Origin of the sequence: Oceanisphaera sp., assembly GCF_052084945.1 — a bacterium.
Lineage (GTDB): Bacteria > Pseudomonadota > Gammaproteobacteria > Enterobacterales > Aeromonadaceae > Oceanimonas.
In genome coordinates, this window is record NZ_JBQDEX010000032.1 from 1 (window position 1) to 22986 (window position 22986).

Here is a 22986-nt window from a genome sequence, read left to right on the forward strand (position 1 = left end):
TTATTACGAGCTTTGCAGCATGGCTTTAGGCGATAAAATTTCGGCTAACTGCTCATCAGTCAGTAAGCCTTCTTTACGCACTAATTCGGCAACACCCAAACCACTTAATAACGCTTGGCCGGCAATGCGGCTGGCATTTTCGTAGCCAATGTGAGGCACTAAGGCGGTCACAATGCCGATGCTGTTTTCTACGTGTTGATTACAGCGCTCTTCATTGGCGGTAATACCACGGATACACAGCTCATCTAGCATTTTTATTGATTGGCTCAAAATACGGCAGTTATTTAACAAGTTATAGATAATAAGTGGTTCCATGGCGTTAAGCTGTAGCTGAGCGGCTTCAGCGGCCATCGTAATAGTAGTGTCGGTACCCATCACCTGAAAAGCGGTCTGGTTCATGGCTTCAGGAATGACGGGGTTAACCTTACCCGGCATAATAGAAGAGCCTGGCTGCATGGCCGGTAGGTTAATTTCAGCCAAACCGGTACGCGGGCCACTAGAAAGCAAGCGTAAATCGTTGCTCAGCTTAGACAGCTTAACCGCCAAGCGCTTCAGGCTACCCGAGAAAGTGACAAAGGCGCCCATATCGGCACTCGCAGCAATTAGGTCATCGGCTAGGCTGACTGGCAAACCGCTGATATCGGCTAACTCTTTAACAGCAAGGCTTGCGTAACCGCTAGGTGCATTAATGCCGGTACCAATGGCGGTGCCACCTAAGTTTACTTCACATAATTGGGCGCAGGCATGATCAATGCTGGTGCGCTCGCCGCCTAAGTCGCTGGCAAAAGCATGAAACTCTTGGCCTAAGGTCATAGGCACAGCATCTTGCATTTGGGTGCGGCCCATTTTTAGCACATCACTAAACTCTTCGCCTTTCGCAGCCAAGCTTTTTTGAATATCGCCAATAGCAAACTTTAAGCTTTGTGCGGCAAACACTATGGCTAAGCGAGCGGCGGTTGGATACACATCATTAGTGGACTGTGAGCGGTTAATGTCGTTATTAGGGTGCAAATGCGTGTATTGACCGTACTCGTGACCTAATTTTTTTAAGCCGATATTGGCAATCACTTCATTGGCATTCATGTTGGTGGAAGTACCGGCACCACCTTGAATCAAATCCACAATAAATTGGTCGTGATGCTCACCATTAATCAGAGTTTGGCAAGCGGCTTGAATGGCGTTGGCCTTTTCATCGGTTAATAAACCGTGGCTGTGGTTAGCACGCGCCGCGGCGGCTTTAACCATGGCCAGTGATGTTACCAGCTCAGGAAAGTGGCTAATGGGCATGCCGGTAATATCAAAGTTTTGTTTGGCACGTTGGGTTTGAATACCATAGAGGGCATCAGCGGGAACGGCTTGATCGCCCAACAGATCATGTTCAATTCGAGTGTTCTTTTGCTGTTCTGTAGTGGATTCGCTAGTCATAAGTCCCTTTGCCATTAATTGAGTTAAAATAAAGTCCCAGAGCTGCAACTGGCAGCACACGCTCGGCAAGCAGTCCTCATTTTTAGCCATTGAATAAAGGAAAAAATGGCAGATGAATGAGCAGGTGGAGCGAGTGGGAGGAGTTCTTAGATACGCACTTTTTTAGCATAGCTATTCATATTAAACCCCGCTTTCTAGCGAGTTTATGAAGCCATAATGTGGCGTCTGCGATATGAAACAGAGCTAAAGATAGCGAAATAATATGAATTTTTCTAGTCTTGATTGCCATTAGCTTACGGTTTTTAGCCTGAATTGGGTGCTTTTCATACGATGCGGTGCAGTAGTAGGCGCGTAAAGTGCGCTGATAATAGGGGAGACTTTGTAGCGTCATAACATGCTCACTAAGCGTATTAGTATTGTGAAGTGAGCATAAAAAATCAGAGTTTTATTTTTTAATTGTGATAAAAGTACATTACTGAGCGCTTGCTCTTTCAAGAATATTAACCAGATCAGGACATAAAGGCGAGGGCAGCTCAGCAATAGAAAACCAGCCTACCGCTTCGGCATCATCGGCGGCTTGGGCTTCCCCACTGCTATACTTACCACTCACGGCGACCATCACATAATGATGTGTTAATTGATCATTATTATCACTTTCTAGCACATCAAAGCACGCAAAGGGCGTTTGCATCTTGGCAATAATGGCGGTTTCTTCTAATAACTCACGTGCCGCGCCCTCTGCCATGGTCTCGCCCCATTCTAATTTGCCACCAGGAAACCCCCAGTGCCCAGCATGAGGAGCAAACTTACGCTTTACCAATAAAACCTTATCTTGCTGCCGAACAATGGCGATGACCCCTACCTTAGGTTTGGGGGTGCCTTGGGGTAATGCTGCCATTTGTGTTCCTCACTTTAAAAATAGGGTAATTGAATAAAAATAAGCTTGCTCTGAGCGCTAATAAGCGCCCAGTTAAAGTCAGTTTGGGGCGGGTTAGCGTTTTAATACCCGATAAATAAACAACAAGATAAGGGCACCTACTACAGCGGTGAAGAAGCTGGCCATATTAAAACCACTCATTGTGCCAAAGCCTAATTCGCGGCCAATACCAAACTCTTTACCGATCCAGCCACCTAAAAACGAACCGGCGATACCCAATAAAATGGTCATGATCAAACCGCCACCATCACGGCCCGGCATTAAAAACTTAGCAATAACGCCGGCAATCAGGCCAAAAAATATCCAACTTATAATATCCATTAAATAACCCCTATTAAAACGTTAACACCTCTCGCAACGGAATCCACAGAACCCACGGAAAAATTAAGATGAGATAAGATCGAAAGTTAACAAGACATTTTATTGGTAAGCACTAATAAAATGTGAGGTTGTGTCTGCTATGACCTTTAACCCTTATGGCTTTGATTTTTCAGATTTTGTTTTTCTATGGGTTCTGTGTTCTTCCGTTGCAAAAAATAGTGCTTATCTTTAGTTCTTGGCGACTAGTTTTGCTGTTATCACATCAAGCGTCAATCAGTGCCCAGTGATTATCCCACTGATATTGAGAATAAAAGCGCTGCTCGCGACCGCTGTTGTCGAGTTGGCTAATGCCACCTTGGCCGCTACTCAGCCAAATTTGACCGTTATCGGCGGCGGCCCCTGAAGCATCGGGCAAGGGAGAGATGCGGATCAGCTCCCCGCTTGCTCTGTGCCATAAGCCATAGCAATTACCGGGTGGTGAGGTGGCGGCAATGAGGGTATCGGTGACGGCAATGCTGGCAATGTAGTGATTAAAGCGCGCCCAATCTAGCGTGTCGCCTCCCAAGGGTTGCAGCGCTTGGCCGGGTTTGTGGTGTACGATTAACGGCGGATAATCGTCTGGCTCGCCACGATATTGCTGGCCGCTAAAGACCTCTCCTGCTTGCGTGACCGCCAAATGGCGAATAGATAATTTAGGATCAGTTAAATGGGCTTGCTCTAAAATATGTCCCGTATTTGCATCTAGATAGGTGAGGCTAGGGGCCATAGTATCAAGGTTTAATGGCTCGCGACCTAGGGTGTGCACACCGCCCACGCCAATCACAATATTGCCATTGGGTAGGGTGCGTATTTCGTGTGGGCCAATACCAAAGCCGGTAAACTCATCCATCTTGGTCAGGCGTTGCTCGCCAACGTGATAGACCCCAATTACACCTTGGCTGGTTTGGCTGACTCCTTCGGTGGTAAATAGGGTACGACCATCGGCGCTAAAGGCACCGTGGCCGTAAAAATGACGGTTGGCATCAGCCGAGTACAGCTGTATTTGCTCGCCGTTGGCATGATTAAATAAACACATAAACTGCCCCGGGCGGCGAGCATGACACACCGCCAGTGGCAAATGAGGGTGTACAGTAATGCCGTGGCCGCGTGCGGGTAGGGGCAGTTCGTAGCGCAAGCTGCCATCCATATTGAGCGCTTGAGCCACAAAGCGATGATGTGTACGTCGTCCGCCCCCTATTACATAGGCCTGCTGGGCCGGTTTATATAAGGGCGTACAGCCCATTAACCCTAAACTACTTAATACCCCCGCGGCTGTCATACACTTTAAAAATTGCCGCCGGTGCATTAATCACCGTCCGTGGCATTAAAGCCCAAGCTTAACTCTAAATCATGGGGCAGACGCTGCTTGAGCTGATAGCCAAGCTGATCGAATGAAATTTTAAAACGCAGTAATTGGGCGTAGTTATCACCTTTCAACCACTCGGCCAAGCTATCGCCGCGGGGAAGATGCGCTAAGGCATCAGCAAAAGCCTCATCAACCAAGGTGGCGCTAGCGTGATGTTCTGTACTGAGCAAATAGCTGCGAATACCACCTTGGCGGTATTCTTGCTCTAGTGAGCTCAGGCTGGTGCGCAAAAAGTGCAGAGACTGCTCACTGCGCCAGGCTTCAGCAAACAAGGGGCGCGGGTTATCAGTGGTATTTAACGGCAGCACTAATTTTTTTTCTATGCGGTCATAACGATGAGATAGCTGGCCTAAAATTTGGGTGAGTAGCGCGGTTTTTCCGCCTTGCTCGGCCATTTTTGCTAGCTGTTGCTGATAACCCTCGGCATTATGCCAAGCCGCTTGTAGTTGTTGGCCATTGGCGGTGAGTGTGGTGGTGATGGTGGGCAATAGCAGGCATTGCTGTTTGGCGCTAAGCTCACTTTCTAAAAGATATTCTAGAGCACCTAAAGTCGTTACCACACCGCGGTGGGGGGCGGGTTCACCTTTGCTTACCGCGCTCAATTCACGGCGCACCTGCTTAGCCACAGTGTCTTTTTTATCGGGCCAAAATTGAAAGGCATAACTCAGCCCCTCGGCATCGAGTGGCCCACCACTTTGCCCCTGATGTGCACTCCAAGCGGCAAAGCTACTGCGCCATGCTTGTTTAAGCTGTGCTAATGCGGCTGGGTTGGCATCAGGTTGGCAGTAATCATGGCTGCGTTGCTGTAACTGATGTAACTGGCTTGCAAGATGATCCGCTTGCTGGCGCATTAAGTTAAGGTGCTGCTGAGTGAGCGGCGCTAAATCAGTATCAGAATGAGGCTGATGTTGGCAGGCACTGAGTGCTCCCATTGCGGCCAACAATGTAACTAAGGGTAATACTGGTGTTTTCATAGTGATTCCAAAAAGGCGATAAGTTGGGCGCGCTCTGTGCTCGCCATGGCCATCATGCTTTGCTTGGCGGTTTCGGCCTCACCACCGTGCCACAGTATGGCTTCTAACAGTGTGCGAGCGCGGCCATCATGTAAATAAAAGGCGTCTTCGCTACCGGCCACTTCAGCGGCGTAGCCCAACCCCCATAGTGGCGGTGTGCGCCATTCGCGGCCATTCGCTAAAAATTCTGGGCGATGATCTGCCAGTCCCTCGCCCATGTCGTGTAATAACAAGTCGGTATAGGGGTAAATTTTTTGCTGACTTAATGCCGGGCTGTCATGAGGGCCTGTGGTGTAAGAAGGGGTATGACAGCTACTGCAACCCAGTGCTAAAAATAACTGTTCACCGGCAATAACGTCAGGCTTATCGAGATTACGACGCATCGGCACGGCTAAGTGTTGGCTATAAAAGGTTACGGCATCCATGATGTCTTCACTCACTTCAAGCTCGCCCCCGTTGGGGTAGCGGTCACAGGCTTGAGTGTCGGTACAATCATCGGCTAAAAACAGCGCTGAGGTAATCCCCATGTCGCCAGCAAAGGCGCTGGCATTTTGTTGGCGTAAGTTAGGCTGACCGGCTTTCCAGCCAAAGCGGCCCATCACTGTGGTCTGCAAATCATTATCCCACACTCGGTTAGCGCGGCCACTAATGCCGTTACCGCTGTTATCGTCTGGATCGTGGCGCGCTAATAAGTCAGTTTCAGTAATCGCCTCTAATAGCCCTAAGCCAATCATGGGCGGAGCAATACGTGCCGAGAACATAGTTTGTGGGTCTAAGTCGCCATAGCCAAGTTCAGTCACACTTAAGATAGGATCGCGTAACTCAACTTGAGTGCCATCACCTAAGGTCAGATTATGCGTGTGATAGCGGATATTGACCTTACCTTCTGGGGTTGCTCCAGGAATGGCCATATCTTGTAATTGGCCCCCATAAGTGGGTTCACCAATCACACCATGCATTTTTAATAATGCGTGTTGCTCAGTGCTTGCATCATCAGGAATAGATAAGCGCACTAGCATAGATACCGCATTATCCGCCTGATCGTGAGGTGGATGGCCGCGACCATCTCTAATATGGCAACCTTGGCAGGCATTAGTATTAAATAAGGGGCCTAAGCCGTCGCGGGCATCTGTGGTGGCCGGAGCGGTAACCCAGGGGTTACGAAAAAAGCTGTTGCCGACTGAAAAATCCAGCCGTTTATCAAAGCTTAAATTGGCAGCCGGCATAGAAAACGCACTGCTGCCGCTTTTATCTGTGGTGGTTTTACCGCCGGGTTGTAATGGGTTGGCTTGGGCGTTTATCGCCAAGCTTGCGCATAACAGTGCACTTGTGAGTTGTAACCACATAAAAGTTCCAAGGTAAGAGCAGCGCTAAGCGCCCAGCGCCCAGCACCAAGGTAAACAAAGAAAGTGCGGCGCTACACCATTCTAAGTAAAAAGTAATCACGCTCCGATCTAAAATCAGAGTGGTTTTCGCCACGAAATAACCTGCTTTTTACGAGGATCACAAAACTGATTACTCGTCATCACTGATAAAATTTTTAATGGTAAGAGCCTCGTTAAAACTGGTGCTTGGCTCTTACCCCTTAAGGATTTTATCTTAGTTTTTCAGGTTTGATCCCTATTTTTCCGTGTATTCCGTGGCAAAAATAGCTTTAGGTTTTAAAAAATACGACTTAAAAGTCGTGATCAGCCGTGTCTGGGCTTAAGTTAGTAATACCAATGGTGTTGGCGGCTAACTCAATGGCGCGCGTCTGATCGACTAAAGCATCAATAGAGTCTTGTACCAATTTATTACCGCTTGGGTTACTAGCAGCAATTAACTGGTCGAAGTGTACGTTGTTTACTTCGGCAGACTGTACTAATTGATATACAGTTTGCTCGCTGGTACGCATCTGAATATCAATTTTCTTTGCGGCACTGCTGTCTTGCTGAGCCACTAATTGTAATAACGACGGCCCTTGCATGATGTTGCCATCAGCACGCTGATACTCACCAAACATCAAGTTCACTATGCCTTTTTCGTTATAATAGTGAGAGTTATGGGTGTTATCAGAAAAACAGTCGTGCTCATCTTCTACCGAGTTGGCGACCAAGGCGACTTTCATGCGCTCGCCTGCCAGCTCACCCAACGACAACGAGCCCATACCAAACAACATGCGGCGTAAGCCTTCCTCGGCGGGCAGTGCCGTTAACTCGGCGCGATAGTTATCATTGTCGCCGGTTTGCCACTGGTCGCTCATCCAACCGAGATCGCTGATCAGTAAGTCACTGGCGGCTTGTAAGTAATCACGACGACGGTCACAGTTGCCATTAGTGCAATTTTCACCCAGCACATAGTCAGTGTAAGGGCGCTCACCGGCACCGGGTCCGGTACCGTTTAAGTCTTGGCCCCACAGTAAAAATTCAATGGCATGATAACCCGATGCCACATTGGCTTCTGAGCCCGCAATTTCATTCAGACCGGCTAACAGTTCGGGAGTGATATTGCTCACATCAAGATGCTCACCACCTACTTGTAGGTGAGTATTGGCAATAATATTAGCGGTCGCGCCTTCGTTACCTAGCTCATGCTGATAGCCAGGAGCGACATAATCAATCAGGCCTTCATCTAATGGCCAGGCATTTAACTGACCTTCCCAATCATCAACAATGGTATTACCAAAGCGGAAGGCTTCCGACTGCTGATAAGGCACGCGTGCGGCAATCCAAGCGCTACGTGCTTGAGCCAAGGTATGCTCGCTAGGCGCGGCTAATAATTGCTTAATGGCCACATCTAACTGCTCGGCGGTGGCCAACGAATCACTATAGACGGCATGAGCGATATCAGCATAGTGCTCAACCACCTCGCCTTGAGTGACTGTGGGTTCATTCGTTTGTGCACAGCCGCTTAGCAGGGCGCCAATGGCGGTCGCCAGTGCCAGTTTTTGGTAAGGCATTCGAATATCCTTATAGAGATGAGTGTGAGAATGGTTTGTATTATCGAGATTGATAATAGCGCTTATTGGTTAATTGTCGCAAGAAGTAGTCATAAAATATGAGAGGTAAATAAGAAGATGATCCGATTAGCAGTCAGAAACAATGCAGCGTAAAATGTGCTGTAAGCCAACGGCTAAGACTTACCCAATTGGGGGTTATTAGGCGCTGTGCATTATATATTCACTCTTCACAAGTAAAGAGAAACCCATGTTTGATATTGCACTGTATGAACCCGAAATTGCTCCTAATACCGGCAATATAATGCGCTTGGCCCGTAATAATGGGTGTCGTCTGCATCTGATCGAACCCATGGGGTTCACCTTAGAAGAAAAAAGGCTACGTCGAGCGGGTTTAGATTATGCTGATTTTGGGCGTATTTTTCAGCATGCTAACTATACTGATTTTTTAACCGCCGTAGCAGGGCAGCGCATTTTTGCTTGTACTACTAAGGGGAGTCAGTTACATCATAAGGCGCGTTATCAAACAGGAGATGTTTTACTCTTTGGTCCCGAAACTCGTGGCTTACCCGAGATGGTGTTGGCCGATATTGCCCCTGAGTTGCGTATCCGCATTCCGATGCAAGCCGAAAGCCGCAGTTTAAATTTATCTAATGCAGTGGCAGTAATTAGCTACGAGGCATGGCGCCAACATGACTTTATAGGTGGGCAATGAAACAAGGCAGTCAGCTGTAAGCTAAAGATAAATAACTGAAAACACAGCGGCCTTAAGGGCAAGGAGTGTGGTGTGAACAAGGTAGAGGAAGTGGTAACTCAGACTTCGAGTTATGATCAACTCGTTACGCGGGCGGCTAAGGCGGCTATGTTAGCGGCAGGGCTGATGATACTCATTAAGCTATTAGCTTGGTTCTATACCGACTCTGCCAGTATGCTCGCCTCGCTAACCGACTCATTATTAGATATTAGCGCCTCTTTTATCAACTTAATGGCGATTCGCTATGCCTTAGTGCCTGCGGATCATGAACATCGTTTTGGTCACGGAAAAGCCGAGTCACTTGCCGGACTCGCTCAGTCTGCTTTTATTAGTGCCTCGGCGATGTTTTTAATGATCACCGGTATTTCTCGATTATTTAATACTCAAACCGTTAGCCATGCAGGCGTTGGTTTGTGGGTTATTGCACTATCGTTATTGCTTACCGTGGCACTGGTGTTGTACCAAGGCTATGTTATTAAAAAGACCCACTCGGTGGCTATTAAAGCCGATCAGTTACATTACCGCTCAGATCTCTTGCTGAATGTGGGGGTATTATTAGCCATTGGCCTAGCTTGGATAGGCTTTCATTGGGCAGATGCATTATTTGCGCTCTTGATTGGCGGTTATATCCTTAAAGGTGCGTTAAAAATTGGGTATGATGCAGTACAAATGTTGTTAGATCATCAGTTGCCGGATGCTGAGCAAAAGCGCATTATTGAAGCGTGCTTGGCAGTAGAGGGGGTATATGGCTTACATGACATGCGAACCCGACAATCTGGACAAACGCGGTTTATTCAATTGCATATTGAGCTAGATGATAATCTAACTCTGGTAGAGGCACATAGCATTGTAGTGCAGGCCGAACACGCATTAGAGCGGCTATTCCCTTGTACCGATATTATTATTCATATGGACCCATTGTCGGTTCTTCCCTCTAGCGATAGGGATATGAATACCTCACATTTTAAAGCAAACAAGGTTTAATCCATGGAAGACGGTATTCAAGCGAGTACTTGGTTGCGCATCCGCGAAGAAGCTCGTTGGATGATTGTAGAAGAGCCTATGCTCGGTAGTTTTTATTATTCAACCATATTGAATCACGATACGCTAAAGTGTTCATTGAGCTTTATTTTAGCCAATAAACTTGGCAGCTCAGTTATGCCCGCCATTAGCTTACGCGAAGTGATAGAAAGTGTTGTTGAGTCTGAGCCTGCTATTTTAGATGGCGCAGCCACCGACATTTGTGCCGTACAAGAGCGAGATCCAGCCGTTGACCTGTTTTCTACTCCTTTGTTGTATTTAAAGGGCTTTCACGCGCTGCAAGGATATCGTATTGCTAATTGGCTATGGCGCCATAATAGGCGCGCGCTTGCGACTTATCTGCAAAATCAAATCTCTGTGGTGTTTGGTGTCGATATCCACCCAGCAGCGTGTATTGGTAAGGGGATTATGCTAGATCACGCAACCAGTATTGTGGTGGGCGAAACGGCAGTAGTAGAAGATAATGTGTCAATTTTACAAAGTGTCACCTTGGGCGGCACTGGCAAGGCGGGCGGTGATCGGCATCCTAAAATTCGTGAAGGGGTGATGATTGGCGCTGGCGCTAAAATATTGGGTAATATTGAGGTGGGCGTCGGCGCTAAAATAGGCGCTGGTAGCGTGGTACTAGACGCAGTCCCCCCCCATACTACTGTGGCTGGTGTACCGGCTAAGGTAGTAGGGCGCCCTTGTTCTGAAATGCCATCTCGTGCGATGAATCAGAATATTTAAGCGGCCTATTGGCGGATTATTGACGCAGGCCAGATAAATTATACGTAATCCTTGTTGCAATCGCATTGGTTACTTGTTGTCTATCAAAGGCCGCTGTATCCTCCGCGTGTGAGAGGCCAGTGTGCCAAATAATGGTAAGTTAGGGGTGAGAGCATGTCTTTTGATGTATTGGAAAAGCTAGAAACAAAAATTCAGGCCGCAGTTGATGCTATCGACTTGTTGCAAATGGAAGTGGAAGAGCTAAAAGAGCAAAATGCTAAGTTAGGTGAAGAAAAGCAACAACTTACGCAAAATCATACACAGCTAGAGCAAGAAAATCAGCAGTTAAAACAGCAACATGAAGCTTGGCAAGATCGCCTGCGTGTATTGCTGGGTAAAATTGATCAGGTTGAAGAAAACGTTTAATCAAGCTGTATTGTAGGGTTGAATTTATTCGACCAAAAAGGCCAACCCTAGGGTTGGCCTTTTTGTTTGATTTAGCTTCCGACTTCTAGCTTTCGTCGTCTTCTTCGCCGTCGACATCTAGCGGTTCAGGAGAAAGAATCACCCCTGTGGTGTCGGCATAAATGTGATCGGCAGGAAGAAAGGTGACACCGCCAAAATTAACCGGCACTTGGTATTCGCCAATGTTAGTATCGTCGCTACCGACCGGAATAGAAGCCAATGCTTGAATACCAATATTGATGTCTTCAAGTGCATCTACCTCACGCACGCTGCCATAACAAATAATGCCTTCCCAGCCATTATCCGCTGCGGTTTCGGCAATGGTGGCATCAATCAGTGCCCGGCGTAATGAGCCGCCACCATCAATTAACAGCACGCGCCCTGCACCATCTTCTTTTACGGCCTCAATAATTAAGCCGTTAGATTCAAAGCACTTAACAGTAGAAACGGAGCCCGCAAACGAGTTACGGCCACCAAAACTTGCGAACATGGGTTCAACCACATCCACCATATCTATATAGATATCACACAATTCAGATGTATTGTATTCCATGAAATCAGCCACATGCAGGAAACAAGGTAATATCAAGTATAAGGTGATAAGAGCGGTTTTCAATCACTATTGTATGAGTGAAGGCATAACCGCTCTTATTACGGAAGAATTAAAGGATATAGCGGCTTAAGTCTTCGTCTTCTACCAAGTCTTTTAAATAGCGATTGACGTAATCTTCATCGACTAAAATGGTTTCACCTGACTTATCAGAAGCTTCAAAAGAAAGCTCATCTAATAGGCGCTCCATAATAGTGTGTAATCGACGGGCACCAATGTTTTCTGTGCTCTCATTCACGCGCCATGCGGCCTCAGCTAAGCTACGAATACCTGCTTTGCTAAACTCCACCGTAACCTTCTCTGTGGCCAACAAGGCTTTATACTGCTCGGTAAGTGAAGCATTAGGCTCAGTTAAAATGCGCTCAAAGTCATCAGTGTTCAGCGAAGAGAGCTCAACGCGAATGGGGAGACGACCTTGCAACTCAGGAATTAAGTCAGACGGCTTAGCCACCTGAAACGCGCCCGAGGCAATAAACAGCATGTGATCGGTGCGCACCATACCGTGTTTGGTATTAATGGTGCTGCCTTCTATGAGCGGTAACAAATCGCGCTGCACGCCTTCACGAGACACATCGGGGCCAGAGCTTTCGCCGCGTTTACAAATCTTATCAAACTCATCAATAAACACGATACCGTGGTTCTCTACCGCATGAATCGCTTGTTCTTTAAGTTCTTCTGGGTTTAATAACTTAGCCGCTTCTTCCTCTATCAGTAACTTTATCGCGTCTTTAATTTTCATTTTACGCTGTTTACTGGTTTGGTCTGACGATAGGTTTTGGAACATGCCTTGTAACTGACTGGTCATTTCTTCCATGCCAGGAGGTGCCATAATCTCTACACCCATTTGTGGTGCCGACACATCAATATCAATTTCTTTATCGTCTAGCTGGCCTTCACGCAATTTTTTACGAAATATTTGGCGGCTTCCGCTGTTATCAGCCTTTTCTTCTTCGCCTTTACTGTTACGTGGATTAGGTAATAACACGTCTAAAATACGTTCTTCGGCCGCTTCTTCAGCACTATGGCGGTGCTTCTTAATCTGCACATCACGGGTAAGCTTCATTGCTACATCGGTAAGATCGCGAATAATACTGTCGACCTCTTTACCCACATAGCCCACTTCGGTAAATTTAGTGGCTTCTACTTTAATAAAAGGCGCGTTGGCCAACTTCGCTAAACGGCGAGCAATTTCGGTTTTACCCACCCCAGTTGGGCCAATCATCAGAATGTTTTTAGGTGTAACCTCTTGGCGCAATTCAGCAGGCAGCTGCATGCGACGCCAGCGATTACGCAAGGCAATGGCCACTGCGCGTTTAGCGTCAGCTTGCCCAACAATGTGCTTATCTAGTTCGTGAACGATTTCTCTTGGCGTCATATTAGACATAATAAAATCCTATGATACGGGCTCGAACCTTCAAGCCCTCAGCAAATTAGTGGTCGTAATCCAGTACTTCAATGGTTTGGCTGGTATTGGTAAATACACAGATACCACCGGCAATAGTGAGTGCTTTTTCCACTATTTCGTCGGCATTTAAGTCGGTATTATCCAATAAGGCGAGGGCGGCTGACTGGGCAAAAGCGCCGCCAGAGCCTATGGCGATCAAGTCTTGTTCGGGCTGAACAACATCGCCGTTACCGGTAATAATAAAGGAATTTTTCTCATCGGCGACCGCCAATAAGGCTTCTAATTTGCGTAAGGCACGATCGGTGCGCCAATCTTTTGCCAGCTCCACCGCGGCTCGCTCTAAGTTACCTTGATGAGCTTGTAACTTGGACTCAAAGCGTTCCAGTAAGGTGAAAGCATCGGCGGTGCCGCCGGCAAAACCGGCTAGCACTTTGCCGTTATACAGGCGGTGTACTTTGCGAGCATTGCCTTTCATTACGGTATTACCTAATGAAACTTGGCCATCGCCGCCGATAACCACTTTGCCATTACGGCGCACTGAAACAATCGTTGTCACTAAAAACCTCACTTGACTGTGTAGCCAGTCTTACTGGCGAAAATGTCACTTACACAGAAATGGGGACGATAGTGAGTGAGATCAACCCTCCCAGAACCAGATTGCACAATCACTGACGGCTTTCGCTTTAATCAGCTTGTGTTTATGTTGTTCTGCTAGTCGTTTGCTGTCATAAGGGCCTAAAATAACCCTGTGCCAAGCACTGCCACTTTTATGGCGAATTTGTGCGACTAAGCCTTGAAACGCAATTTTTGCTTTTAATTGCTCTGCCTGAGCAGAGGATTTAAATGAACCACATTGCATTAAATAAGGACGCGTTGATTGCTTAGCCTCAGGCACTTTAACCACCACTTCTTTATTTTCTAGCTGCTCAATGTAAGTCCATTTTTCGGTGGGCTTTTGATCGATAGGATTTACCACAGGTGGCTGTTTAGCCGGGGCTGTTTGGGTTGCTATAGCAGGTGCTACAGGTTGCTTATCTGCGGCACCCTTAACAATATAAATCAAATACCCTAAAGCACCGGCCACCATAATAAGCAAAATAATAGGCAATATTGGCAGTCGTCGTGACTGAGGCGCACGGCTGCGAGCGCCGCCTTTTTTCGCTGCGGTTTTCCCTTTTGCTTTAGGTTTGGTGCGCCTTACATAATCCTTAGCCATGGATTACATACGCTCCATGGTATCAATACCCAGTAAAGATAGGCCTTGATCTAGTACTTTAGCGGTGGCAGCACATAAACGTAACCGGCTGTTACGCTCTTCAATGGTAACCCCTTCTTTATTGATAGGGCAGGCTTCATAAAAGGTCATAAAGGCGCCAGATAATTCATAAAGATAGAGGCACATTAGGTGTGGTAACCCTTTATCGGCCACCGACTTAATGGCGTCATTAAATTGCAGCAGCTTATTGGCTAAAGCTTCTTCAGCGGCAACAGTAATAATCACTTGGCCTTGTAAGTTGGCGTCGGTCAAAATACCTGACTTGCGGAAAATTGACTGAATACGGGTGTAGGCGTACTGCAAATAAGGCGCGGTATTGCCTTCAAAAGACAGCATGTTGTCCCAGTCAAAAATATAATCCGTGGTGCGGCTTTTAGAAAGATCTGCATACTTGACGGCTCCCATGGCGACACGACGAGCAATCTCGGCTTTTTCTGATTCATTAAAATCAGTGTCTCGTTTCGCCAATAAAGCCGAAGCTCTTTCTTGCGCTTCATCTAGCAGATCAACCAAGCGCACTGTACCACCCGAGCGGGTTTTAAAAGGACGGCCATCTTTACCTAGCATCATGCCAAAAGCGTGATGCTCAAGGCTGACCGACTCAGGCACATACTCGGCCTTGCGCACTATGTTCCATGCCTGCATCAAGTGTTGATGTTGGCGTGAATCAATAAAGTACAACACACGATCAGCGTTAAGCTGCTCATAACGATATTTGGCACAGGCAATATCGGTTGTGGTATACAGGTAACCGCCATCTTTTTTGCGAATAATCACGCCCATGGGGTTGCCGTCTTTATTTTGGTACTCATCTAAGTACACCACTACAGCGCCTTGGTCTTCTACTGCCAAGCCTTTGGCCTTTAGATCATCGACTATATCTGCCAGCATAGGGTTATACATGCTTTCACCCATAACATGCTCAGGCGTTAAAGAGACATTAAGGCGATCATAAACGGCTTGGTTATGTTGCAGTGTAATATTAACCAGCTTTTGCCACATGGCTAAGCAGTAGGTATCGCCGCCTTGCAATTTCACCACATAGTTACGGGCCCGTTCTGCAAAGGCTGCATCAGCATCGTATTTTTGTTTAGACTCACGATAAAATTGCTCTAAATCAGATAAACCCGAATCTGCCACGTCTGGATTTTCTTTTTCTAACTCTTCTAGGTGGGCAATCAGCATGCCAAACTGAGTACCCCAGTCACCAATGTGGTTGGCTCTAATTACATTGTGCCCCTGAAACTCTAACGCGCGCACCACAGCATCGCCAATCACACTAGAGCGCAGGTGCCCCACGTGCATTTCTTTGGCTACGTTAGGTGCCGAGTAATCCACCACTATGGTTTGTGGCTGTTCTACCACAGGTACATTAGCACGGTCGTTGGCGACCATGGCATCAATTTGACTGCCTAACCAATTGCTGTCTAAAAAGAAGTTAATAAAGCCAGGCCCCGCTAACTCAGTTTTGGCTACCAATTCAGAATGCGGAAGGTGGTCGACTAGCAATTGGGCCAAAACACGCGGGTTTTGCTTGGCAGGCTTTGCCAGTAGCAAGGCTAGGTTAGTGGCCAAGTCTCCATGACTCTTATCTTTGGTTCTGTCTACTTGAATGCGCGGATCCAGTTCGGCTGGCAGTTTGCCTTGTGCTTGCAAGGTAGATAGCGTTGTTTCAAGTAAAGCCTGAATATGTTCTTTCATTTATTTTCACCAAATTAAGAATTAGGGCCTGCTGGCCCCATGGTTGGAGCTAACCCGAGTAGGAAATTCTACTCATATCAGGTGCAGAAAACCACCGCCAAGACATAAGGAGTGCATTACCACAGCTCAGAAGGGTCTATATCTAGTGACCAGCGCACTTTTCGGGCTGAAACTAGGGAGTCAATGATTGCCAGCGCCAACCGACAGGCCCCCGCCAGCTCGCGCCTATTGCTCGCTTGTAGTAATAGCTGGTAACGATACTGTCCCGCTTTGCGTTCCATTTGTGCACTCAGCGGCCCCAAGCACAGCACAGTGGCCGGCAATTGTGGCTGTAGCTGCTGCACAAGTTCGTATAAAAAAGTGTGTACCTGTTTGGCATTAGTGGCTTGGGCACGAAATAAGGCCTGAAAACTAAAGGGCGGCAGCTGAGCAGCTTGGCGCTCTTGCAATGCACTGTGCGCAAAGTGCTGATAGCCTTGATTGGCCAAATCTTGTAACAAAGCATGCTCAGGCTGGTGAGTTTGTAATACTACCTGCCCAGGTTTACTGGCTCGGCCCGCTCGTCCGGCCACTTGAATATACAGCTGGGCAAAACGTTCTGTTGCCCTAAAGTCACTGGCAAACAAAGCGCCATCGGCATCTAACATAGCCACTAAGGTGACATCTGGAAAATGGTGGCCTTTTGCCAGCATTTGGGTGCCAATTAATATTTGATATTGGCCATTACGAATGCCTTCTAAGTGCTGTGCTAAGCTGCCTTTGCGGCGAGTGTTATCGCGATCGATACGAATAATACCATATTGCGGAAACAGCCCCATTAATGCTTGTTCTACCTGCTCGGTGCCAAGGCCGGTGCCAATTAACTGCGCTTGGCCACATTGCGGACAACTTGGCGGCAGAGGTCTTTGATAATCACAATGGTGACAGTGCAAGCGTGACGGACTTTGATGCCAAGTAAAGTGCGCATCGCAGCGCTCACAATCTGCCAGCCAGCCACAACCATGACACAACAAAGCAGGGGCATAACCGCGCCGATTTAAAAACAGCATTACCTGGTTACCCTTGGTCAGTTCTTGCCCCAATAGTTCAATCAGCTGCGGAGATAAACCAGCATGCATTTGTACGCGTCGACTATCGAGCAAGAGGTGTTCAGCCACAGTGGCGGTGCCGGGGCGCTGACTGAGGGTTAACAGCTGATATTTGCCCTGAGCGGCGTTGTGTAAACTTTCAAAGCTTGGGGTAGCAGAGCCCAGTACAATAGGAATGTCTAACTGATGCGCGCGCAGTAATGCGAGATCTCTGGCGTGATAACGAAACCCCTCTTGTTGTTTAAAAGAAGTGTCGTGCTCTTCATCAATAATAATAAGCCCCAAACGGGCAAAGGGAGTAAGCAGGGCTGAGCGAGTGCCAATAACAATGGCGGTACTGCCATCTCGACACGATAGCCAAGCGTCTAGCCGCTCACGTTCATTCATAGCAGAATGCAATGTGCTAATGGGTAAGTTAAAGCGTTGTTGAAAACGCGCTATGGTTTGTGGGGTGAGGCCAATTTCAGGCACCAGTACTAATACCTGACGGCCTGCCTTTAACACGGCTTCCATCACTTGCAGATAAACCTCGGTTTTACCCGATCCAGTAATCCCCTCTAATAAAAAAGGACTAAAACCATGAGCACTTTGAATGAGGCTTACCGCCAGTGCCTGTTCTGTGGTTAAGTGGGGCTTATCCTCTTCAGTCGTCAGTTGTTTGGTGTGGCGCCAGTCTTTAGGCTCTGGAATTTGCTCGCGCTTTTCTATTAGTTGCTTTTTGGCCAGCGCTTGTAAAATCGCACTACTAATGCCTCTTACTTGTAGCTCGCCACGAGTAAGTGGGCCTTTGCGTAGCAAGGTTAGCGCTTGTTGCTGTTTAATCGCCTGTTCAGGCACGGTTGCCTGTTCATCCAATAAATACCAATACGATGAACTGCGATAGGCAGCGGCTTCGCCTTTTCGCAACAAGGTGGGCAGTGCCTGAAAATAAACCTCACCTGGGGCGTGTAAGTAATATTGTGTAGCCCAAGCCAGTAATTTTAATTCTGCCTTCGCTAAAAGTGGACTGTTATCTAACTGGGCAGTAATGGCTTTGAGTTTGCCTAGTGCCACTTCTGACTCACTAGGATGAGATAATACCAGTGCCGTAAGCGAACGAGCGCCAAAGGGCACTGTAACCCTACAGCCGGGTGCAGGCAGGGGAGGTGTACAGAGGTAGTCAAATTCTCGCCGCAGCGGAACGGGCAGTGCAACTCGCAATAATGCTGGGGCGCTCGATGTCGACATTGGTGAATTATCCTTCGTTAATCCTTGCCTGTAAAAAAGCGATCCTATATTATTCGCATCCTTCACAAAACGTGAATCATTACGTGTGGTGTCTGGCATTGGATCAGATAGCGACACGGCCTACAAATTTAGAGGTTTTCCCATGAAACAAGGTATTCACCCAGAGTACAACGAAATTACTGCTAAATGTTCTTGTGGTAACGAGATCAAAGTTGGTTCTACCCTAGGCAAAAGCCTAAACTTGGACGTTTGCGGCGCTTGCCACCCTTTCTACACTGGTAAGCAGAAAATGACCGATACCGGCGGTCGTGTTGACCGCTTCACCAAGCGCTTCGGTGCACTTGGTAGCAAGAAATAAGCGATTATTATCGCAAAAAAGGCGCCTTAAGGCGCCTTTTTTATTGCTAATAAACACCCAATACCCAATATCGCTGTACGTTACGCGCCTTACGCCTTACGCCTTACGCCTTACGCCTTACGCAAGGTCTAAATATCGCCCTTGTAGTCGCGCGCTTCAGCCGCGAAATGGCGCGCAGCGCCATCTCATGCACGGGTTCAAATTGAACTGCTTATGCAAGTTAATGCTAGCTTATAATAGGGTAATCCACTGCCTAATAAATAAAGGGTGATATTTAATAGTGATGTTGCCCGAATAAGCCGCAATAAGAGCTGCTATAGAGAGAAATAAATAAAGCAATGTTTTTTGCTAGTCAATATCAAATAAGTTGATTACTATCACATTGTGCAAACATTGTGATAAACTGATTCACACAAAAATCATCTAAATGTCAACAATTACATCAGGGTACTCGTAGAATGTCTGATTTCCGTCAAAAAGCACTCGATTATCATGCCTTTCCTACTCCAGGAAAGATCTCCGTTGAAATCAGTAAGCCGGCAGAAACCGCCAAGGATCTCGCCTTAGCCTACAGCCCAGGTGTGGCTGAGCCAGTACGCGAAATAGCCGCTGACCCAAATAACGCCTACAAATATACGGGTAAAGGCAACTTAGTTGCGGTTATCACCAACGGTACAGCCATTCTTGGTTTAGGTAACTTGGGTCCATTGGCTTCTAAGCCAGTAATGGAAGGTAAGTCGTTACTATTTAAGCGTTTTGCTAACATCGATTCGGTTGATATTGAAGTAACACACCGCACCACAGAAGAATTTATTCAAACAGTTGCTTCTATTGCTGACACCTTTGGTGGTATCAACTTAGAAGATATTAAAGCACCTGAGTGCTTTGAAATTGAAAAAGCACTGATTGAGCGCTGTAACGTACCTGTGTTTCACGATGACCAGCACGGTACTGCCATTGTGACTGCTGCGGGTTTGATCAACGCACTAGAAGTACAAGGTAAGCGCATTGAAACAGCACAAATTGTGTGCATGGGTGCAGGTGCTGCCGCTGTTGCTTGTATGCAACTACTAATTAAGTGTGGCGCTCAGCGTGAAAATATTTACATGTTAGACCGCAACGGTGTGATCCACTCTCGTCGTGAAGACTTAAACGAATACAAAGCCCTGTTTGCTAACAACACCGACAAGCGTACGCTAGAAGATGTTATTGACGGTGCCGATGTGTTTGTTGGTGTTTCTGGCCCAGATGTACTGCCTGTTGAAGCTGTTAAAATGATGGCAGACAAGCCAGTTATTTTCGCATGCTCAAACCCAGATCCAGAAATTAAGCCTGAGTTAGCTCACGCCACTCGTCAAGACTTAGTAATGGGTACGGGTCGTTCAGACTTCCCTAACCAAGTGAACAACGTGCTGTGCTTACCGTTCATCTTCCGTGGTGCACTAGACGTTCGTGCTTCACAAATTAACGATGAGATGAAAGTAGCAGCCGTTGAAGCGATTCGTGACTTGGCGAAAGAGCCAGTACCACAAGATGTATTGGATGCATCTGGTTACGAGAAATTAGAGTTTGGCCCTGACTATGTTATTCCTAAGCCAATGGATCATCGTTTACTGCCGCGCGTAGCACGTGCCGTTGCTATTGCAGCAGTAGAGTCAGGTGTTGCCGGTATTGAATTACCAGCAAACTACATGCAAGACTAATTAGCCTACCCTTCGGCAACCATCAGCCCGAAGCGATAAGCTCAATAAAAAAGCACAGCCATTTGGCTGTGCTTTTTAGTTTTAGGGAGCAGGGAATAGTGAATGGGGAGTAGGGATGTAAATACCCCATTAGCAACGAAATCCGCGAAACCCGCGAAAAGATCAAGATAAGAGCGAAAAGGGATCTTATTAATAATAAAAGATCTTTTCAGATGTGATCTTTATAGTTCCGCGTTCTTCTGTGGATTTTCGTTGCTCATGTTTTTATCTTCTGGCTTCTGGCTTCTGGCTTCTGGCTTCTGGCTTCTGGCTTTAAGCTTCCAGCTTTCTCTTCAGATATACCCCAGCTTCAACATGGTGGGTATAGGGAAACTGATCAAACAGCGCAAAGCGCTCAATAGTATGAGTGTGGGATAAGGTGGCTAAGTTATGGGACAAGGTGTCTGGGTTGCAGGAGATATACACAATATTGTCGTATTCTTGTACCAAGCGTACCGTTTCTTCATCAAGGCCCGCTCTAGGTGGGTCAACCAAAATGGTATTGCAGTTGTAGCTGGTTAAGTCGATGCCCTTTAAGCGGCGAAACTCGCGCACGCCACGCATCGCTTGGGTAAACTCTTCTGCCGACATCCGTAAAATTGTCACGTTATCAATGTCATTTGCGGCAATATTATACTGCGCCGACTTCACCGATGAACTGGCAATTTCAGTGGCCAGCACTCGGTTGAAGTTGGCTGCTAAGGCCAATGAAAAATTACCGTTACCACAATATAGCTCTAGCAAGTCACCGCTGGCGCCCTGAGTGACAGCTAGCGCCCAGCTCAGCATCTGCTCATTCATACGACCATTAGGCTGGGTAAAACTGTTTTCTACTTGCTGATAAATAAGCTCTTTCTGACTGGTTTCAGTACCAACCGTTAATTTTTCAACCACATAATCTTGGCCCAGTACTAATTTTTGTTTGCGGGCACGGCCAATAATACTGGCGTTAACCCCTTGTGCTTGTAGTTGCTCACGCACAGCTTGCATGCCTTGCTGCCAAGCATCATCTAATTGACGGTGATACAAGAGACTGATCACCAGCTCGCCACTCAGTGATGAAAGAAAATCGACTTGAAATAAACTTTGGCGCAGAGTGGGCTTATCTTTAATCAGTGCCAATAGTAATGGCATGGCTTGGTTGATTAAGCGTGACGCTACCGGAAATTGCTCTACCCGATACTGCTGCTTAGTAGCCTGATCAAACATGATGTAATATAAATCATCACCCTGGTGCCATACTCTAAATTCAGCACGCATGCGATAGTGCTCAGGCTCAGAGGCAAACACATCTAAACTGGGCGGGTTAAAAGGCGCAAAAGTCTCTTGCAGTTGCGTCACTTTCGCATCCAACTGCGCTTGATAGGTGTGCGGATTAACCACAGTGCTCATGTGTTTTGCCTCTGATAAAAATTAAACGCAAATTCTATCACGGACCATAGGCCAAGGGGGAAGGTGAACATAGGAACTCCATCCTTTTCGCAGCGAAAGATCACGGAACGATTTAAAATCCAAACCTTCTTTGCCACGGAATCCACGGAACTCACGGAAAAATAGTGATCAAATCTGAAAAATATTACTTGTAGAACCTAAAACAAAGCTGTAGGCCATACATTAAGTTCAGCGACCACCAAACCCCTTCTGCTCCCACTCCCCGAAGGGGTTTTTCTTACCATTGAAAATGACTTTTCGCTTTTATCTGGTCTTAATTTTTCCGTGCTCTTCCGTGGATTCCGTGGCAAAAAGTCTTTAGTCTTTCATATTTTACCCAGGAGCCAAGATGCGCCGCAAAAAACCGGACGATTTACGCGAGTGGTGTTACCCCTTTATTCATGAAACTCGACTCACCTGTGATTATGAAATTCTCACCGACGAACTCTGTTGCCACATTGGTGTGGTGCTTGCTATGTTGCCAGAAGAATTTGTTGATATTCGCACCGATTTAGAGCAATTACAGCCACTTATTTACAATTTGAACGGCTCGGTGCGCGGCAAGTTAGGTATTTTTGAAACAGACATCGAGTGGCTAAAAAACCGTTATACCAACTACCAGCAAGCGAGCGAAGGCAGAGTGACAGGCTTTGTGCTGCCCAGAGGGCCGGCCCCAGTACCACAGCTGCATTTATGTCGCTGCACCGGTAAAAAAATAGTACGGATGTTAGTACGTTTAGAAGAAGCTGGTATTAAGTTTGACGAAGTTTTACCGCGCTTTGCCAACGTATTAGCCAACTTCTTCTTTGTGCTGACCGTTGCCATTAAGCATCGGCTTGAAATAACAGAAGTGCCCTATATTAGTATTAACTACTAAGGGCACTGTTCTGTGTCATACCAATCTGTAAAACTAACTGATCAAAATTTTTCGCCACGCTTGTTTGTTACAGAGAGGCACGGAAGAACACGGAACAATAAAGATCAGATCTGAACAAAACTTTTAGGGGTAAGGGCCACACACCTAAACCTAAATAAGGGGAGCTCTTACTATAGAAAAGGTTTTGGTCTTTTCCGTGAGTTCAGACCTTTTTCCGTGGCAAAAATAGTCCTTAGTTTTTTTACTTAATACAAACTGACCATATAC

Annotated in this window: 21 protein-coding genes; 7 read left to right on the forward strand and 14 right to left on the reverse strand. The window is 46.9% G+C overall.

The window, feature by feature from the left end:
* Window positions 1–3: 3 nt before the first annotated feature.
* From ACTHY5_RS04680 to ACTHY5_RS04710, 7 genes are all read right to left on the reverse strand, one after another.
* Window positions 4–1425, reverse strand: coding sequence for an aspartate ammonia-lyase (locus ACTHY5_RS04680; RefSeq protein ID WP_441877075.1), 1422 nt, complete (start codon window positions 1423–1425; stop codon window positions 4–6).
* A 472-nt stretch (window positions 1426–1897) separates the two neighbouring features.
* Entirely contained in the window at window positions 1898–2323 is a 426-nt protein-coding gene (locus tag ACTHY5_RS04685; RefSeq protein WP_441877078.1) for an NUDIX hydrolase, read from the reverse strand.
* Window positions 2324–2416: 93 nt separating this feature from the next.
* Window positions 2417–2683 (reverse strand): GlsB/YeaQ/YmgE family stress response membrane protein, encoded by a 267-nt coding sequence (locus ACTHY5_RS04690; protein WP_441877081.1) that lies wholly within the window; start codon window positions 2681–2683, stop codon window positions 2417–2419.
* Window positions 2684–2945: 262 nt separating this feature from the next.
* Complete coding sequence (locus ACTHY5_RS04695) at window positions 2946–4028, reverse strand: DUF1513 domain-containing protein (protein ID WP_441877084.1); 1083 nt, start codon at window positions 4026–4028, stop codon at window positions 2946–2948.
* Complete coding sequence (locus ACTHY5_RS04700; protein ID WP_441877087.1) at window positions 4028–5062, reverse strand: imelysin family protein; 1035 nt, start codon at window positions 5060–5062, stop codon at window positions 4028–4030. The genes ACTHY5_RS04695 and ACTHY5_RS04700 overlap by 1 nt, the downstream gene beginning before the upstream one ends.
* The gene (locus ACTHY5_RS04705) at window positions 5059–6447 is read right to left on the reverse strand and encodes a di-heme oxidoreductase family protein (RefSeq protein ID WP_441877090.1); all 1389 of its coding nucleotides are present in this window, start codon (window positions 6445–6447) and stop codon (window positions 5059–5061) included. Before ACTHY5_RS04705 ends, ACTHY5_RS04700 begins: the two co-directional genes overlap by 4 nt.
* A gap of 329 nt (window positions 6448–6776) precedes the next feature.
* Window positions 6777–8039 carry an imelysin family protein gene (locus tag ACTHY5_RS04710; RefSeq protein ID WP_441877093.1) on the reverse strand — a complete coding sequence of 421 codons (1263 nt, stop codon included), beginning with the start codon at window positions 8037–8039 and terminating at the stop codon, window positions 6777–6779.
* A 247-nt stretch (window positions 8040–8286) separates the two neighbouring features.
* On the opposite strand from ACTHY5_RS04710, the gene ACTHY5_RS04715 reads away from it, so the two are divergent.
* The 4 genes from ACTHY5_RS04715 to zapB all read left to right on the forward strand — a co-directional run bounded on the left by ACTHY5_RS04715 (window position 8287) and on the right by zapB (window position 10965).
* A complete protein-coding gene (locus ACTHY5_RS04715; protein ID WP_441877096.1) occupies window positions 8287–8751 on the forward strand; it encodes a tRNA (cytidine(34)-2'-O)-methyltransferase in 465 nt (154 codons plus the stop codon).
* Window positions 8752–8823: 72 nt separating this feature from the next.
* Window positions 8824–9774 (forward strand): cation diffusion facilitator family transporter, encoded by a 951-nt coding sequence (locus ACTHY5_RS04720; protein WP_441877099.1) that lies wholly within the window; start codon window positions 8824–8826, stop codon window positions 9772–9774.
* A 3-nt stretch (window positions 9775–9777) separates the two neighbouring features.
* The gene (gene cysE / locus ACTHY5_RS04725; protein WP_441877102.1) at window positions 9778–10560 is read left to right on the forward strand and encodes a serine O-acetyltransferase; all 783 of its coding nucleotides are present in this window, start codon (window positions 9778–9780) and stop codon (window positions 10558–10560) included.
* Between the two features lie 153 nt (window positions 10561–10713).
* A complete protein-coding gene (gene zapB / locus ACTHY5_RS04730) occupies window positions 10714–10965 on the forward strand; it encodes a cell division protein ZapB (protein WP_441877105.1) in 252 nt (83 codons plus the stop codon).
* Between the two features lie 85 nt (window positions 10966–11050).
* Here the strand turns inward: zapB and rraA are convergent, their stop codons facing one another.
* From rraA to priA, 6 genes are all read right to left on the reverse strand, one after another.
* Entirely contained in the window at window positions 11051–11557 is a 507-nt protein-coding gene (gene rraA, locus ACTHY5_RS04735) for a ribonuclease E activity regulator RraA (protein WP_441877108.1), read from the reverse strand.
* 109 nt (window positions 11558–11666) lie between these two features.
* Window positions 11667–12998: an HslU--HslV peptidase ATPase subunit gene (gene hslU / locus ACTHY5_RS04740; RefSeq protein WP_441877111.1), complete on the reverse strand. Its 1332-nt coding sequence runs from the start codon at window positions 12996–12998 to the stop codon at window positions 11667–11669.
* Window positions 12999–13044: 46 nt separating this feature from the next.
* A complete protein-coding gene (hslV, locus tag ACTHY5_RS04745; RefSeq protein WP_441877114.1) occupies window positions 13045–13575 on the reverse strand; it encodes an ATP-dependent protease subunit HslV in 531 nt (176 codons plus the stop codon).
* 81 nt (window positions 13576–13656) lie between these two features.
* A complete protein-coding gene (locus ACTHY5_RS04750; protein ID WP_441877117.1) occupies window positions 13657–14235 on the reverse strand; it encodes an SPOR domain-containing protein in 579 nt (192 codons plus the stop codon).
* A gap of 3 nt (window positions 14236–14238) precedes the next feature.
* Complete coding sequence (argS, locus tag ACTHY5_RS04755) at window positions 14239–15996, reverse strand: arginine--tRNA ligase (RefSeq protein ID WP_441877120.1); 1758 nt, start codon at window positions 15994–15996, stop codon at window positions 14239–14241.
* A gap of 116 nt (window positions 15997–16112) precedes the next feature.
* Window positions 16113–18311 carry a primosomal protein N' gene (gene priA, locus ACTHY5_RS04760; protein WP_441877123.1) on the reverse strand — a complete coding sequence of 733 codons (2199 nt, stop codon included), beginning with the start codon at window positions 18309–18311 and terminating at the stop codon, window positions 16113–16115.
* A gap of 142 nt (window positions 18312–18453) precedes the next feature.
* Here priA and rpmE point away from each other — a divergent pair, with 142 nt between their 5' ends.
* Both rpmE and ACTHY5_RS04770 read left to right on the forward strand, forming a co-directional pair.
* Window positions 18454–18669 carry a 50S ribosomal protein L31 gene (rpmE, locus tag ACTHY5_RS04765; protein ID WP_441877126.1) on the forward strand — a complete coding sequence of 72 codons (216 nt, stop codon included), beginning with the start codon at window positions 18454–18456 and terminating at the stop codon, window positions 18667–18669.
* Between the two features lie 458 nt (window positions 18670–19127).
* Window positions 19128–20372 (forward strand): malic enzyme-like NAD(P)-binding protein, encoded by a 1245-nt coding sequence (locus ACTHY5_RS04770; RefSeq protein WP_441877129.1) that lies wholly within the window; start codon window positions 19128–19130, stop codon window positions 20370–20372.
* Window positions 20373–20684: 312 nt separating this feature from the next.
* Here ACTHY5_RS04770 and trmA read toward each other — a convergent pair whose 3' ends face one another.
* Complete coding sequence (trmA, locus tag ACTHY5_RS04775; RefSeq protein ID WP_441877132.1) at window positions 20685–21803, reverse strand: tRNA (uridine(54)-C5)-methyltransferase TrmA; 1119 nt, start codon at window positions 21801–21803, stop codon at window positions 20685–20687.
* A 388-nt stretch (window positions 21804–22191) separates the two neighbouring features.
* Here trmA and ACTHY5_RS04780 point away from each other — a divergent pair, with 388 nt between their 5' ends.
* A complete protein-coding gene (locus tag ACTHY5_RS04780) occupies window positions 22192–22719 on the forward strand; it encodes an ATP--cob(I)alamin adenosyltransferase (RefSeq protein WP_441877135.1) in 528 nt (175 codons plus the stop codon).
* Window positions 22720–22986 lie beyond the last annotated feature (267 nt).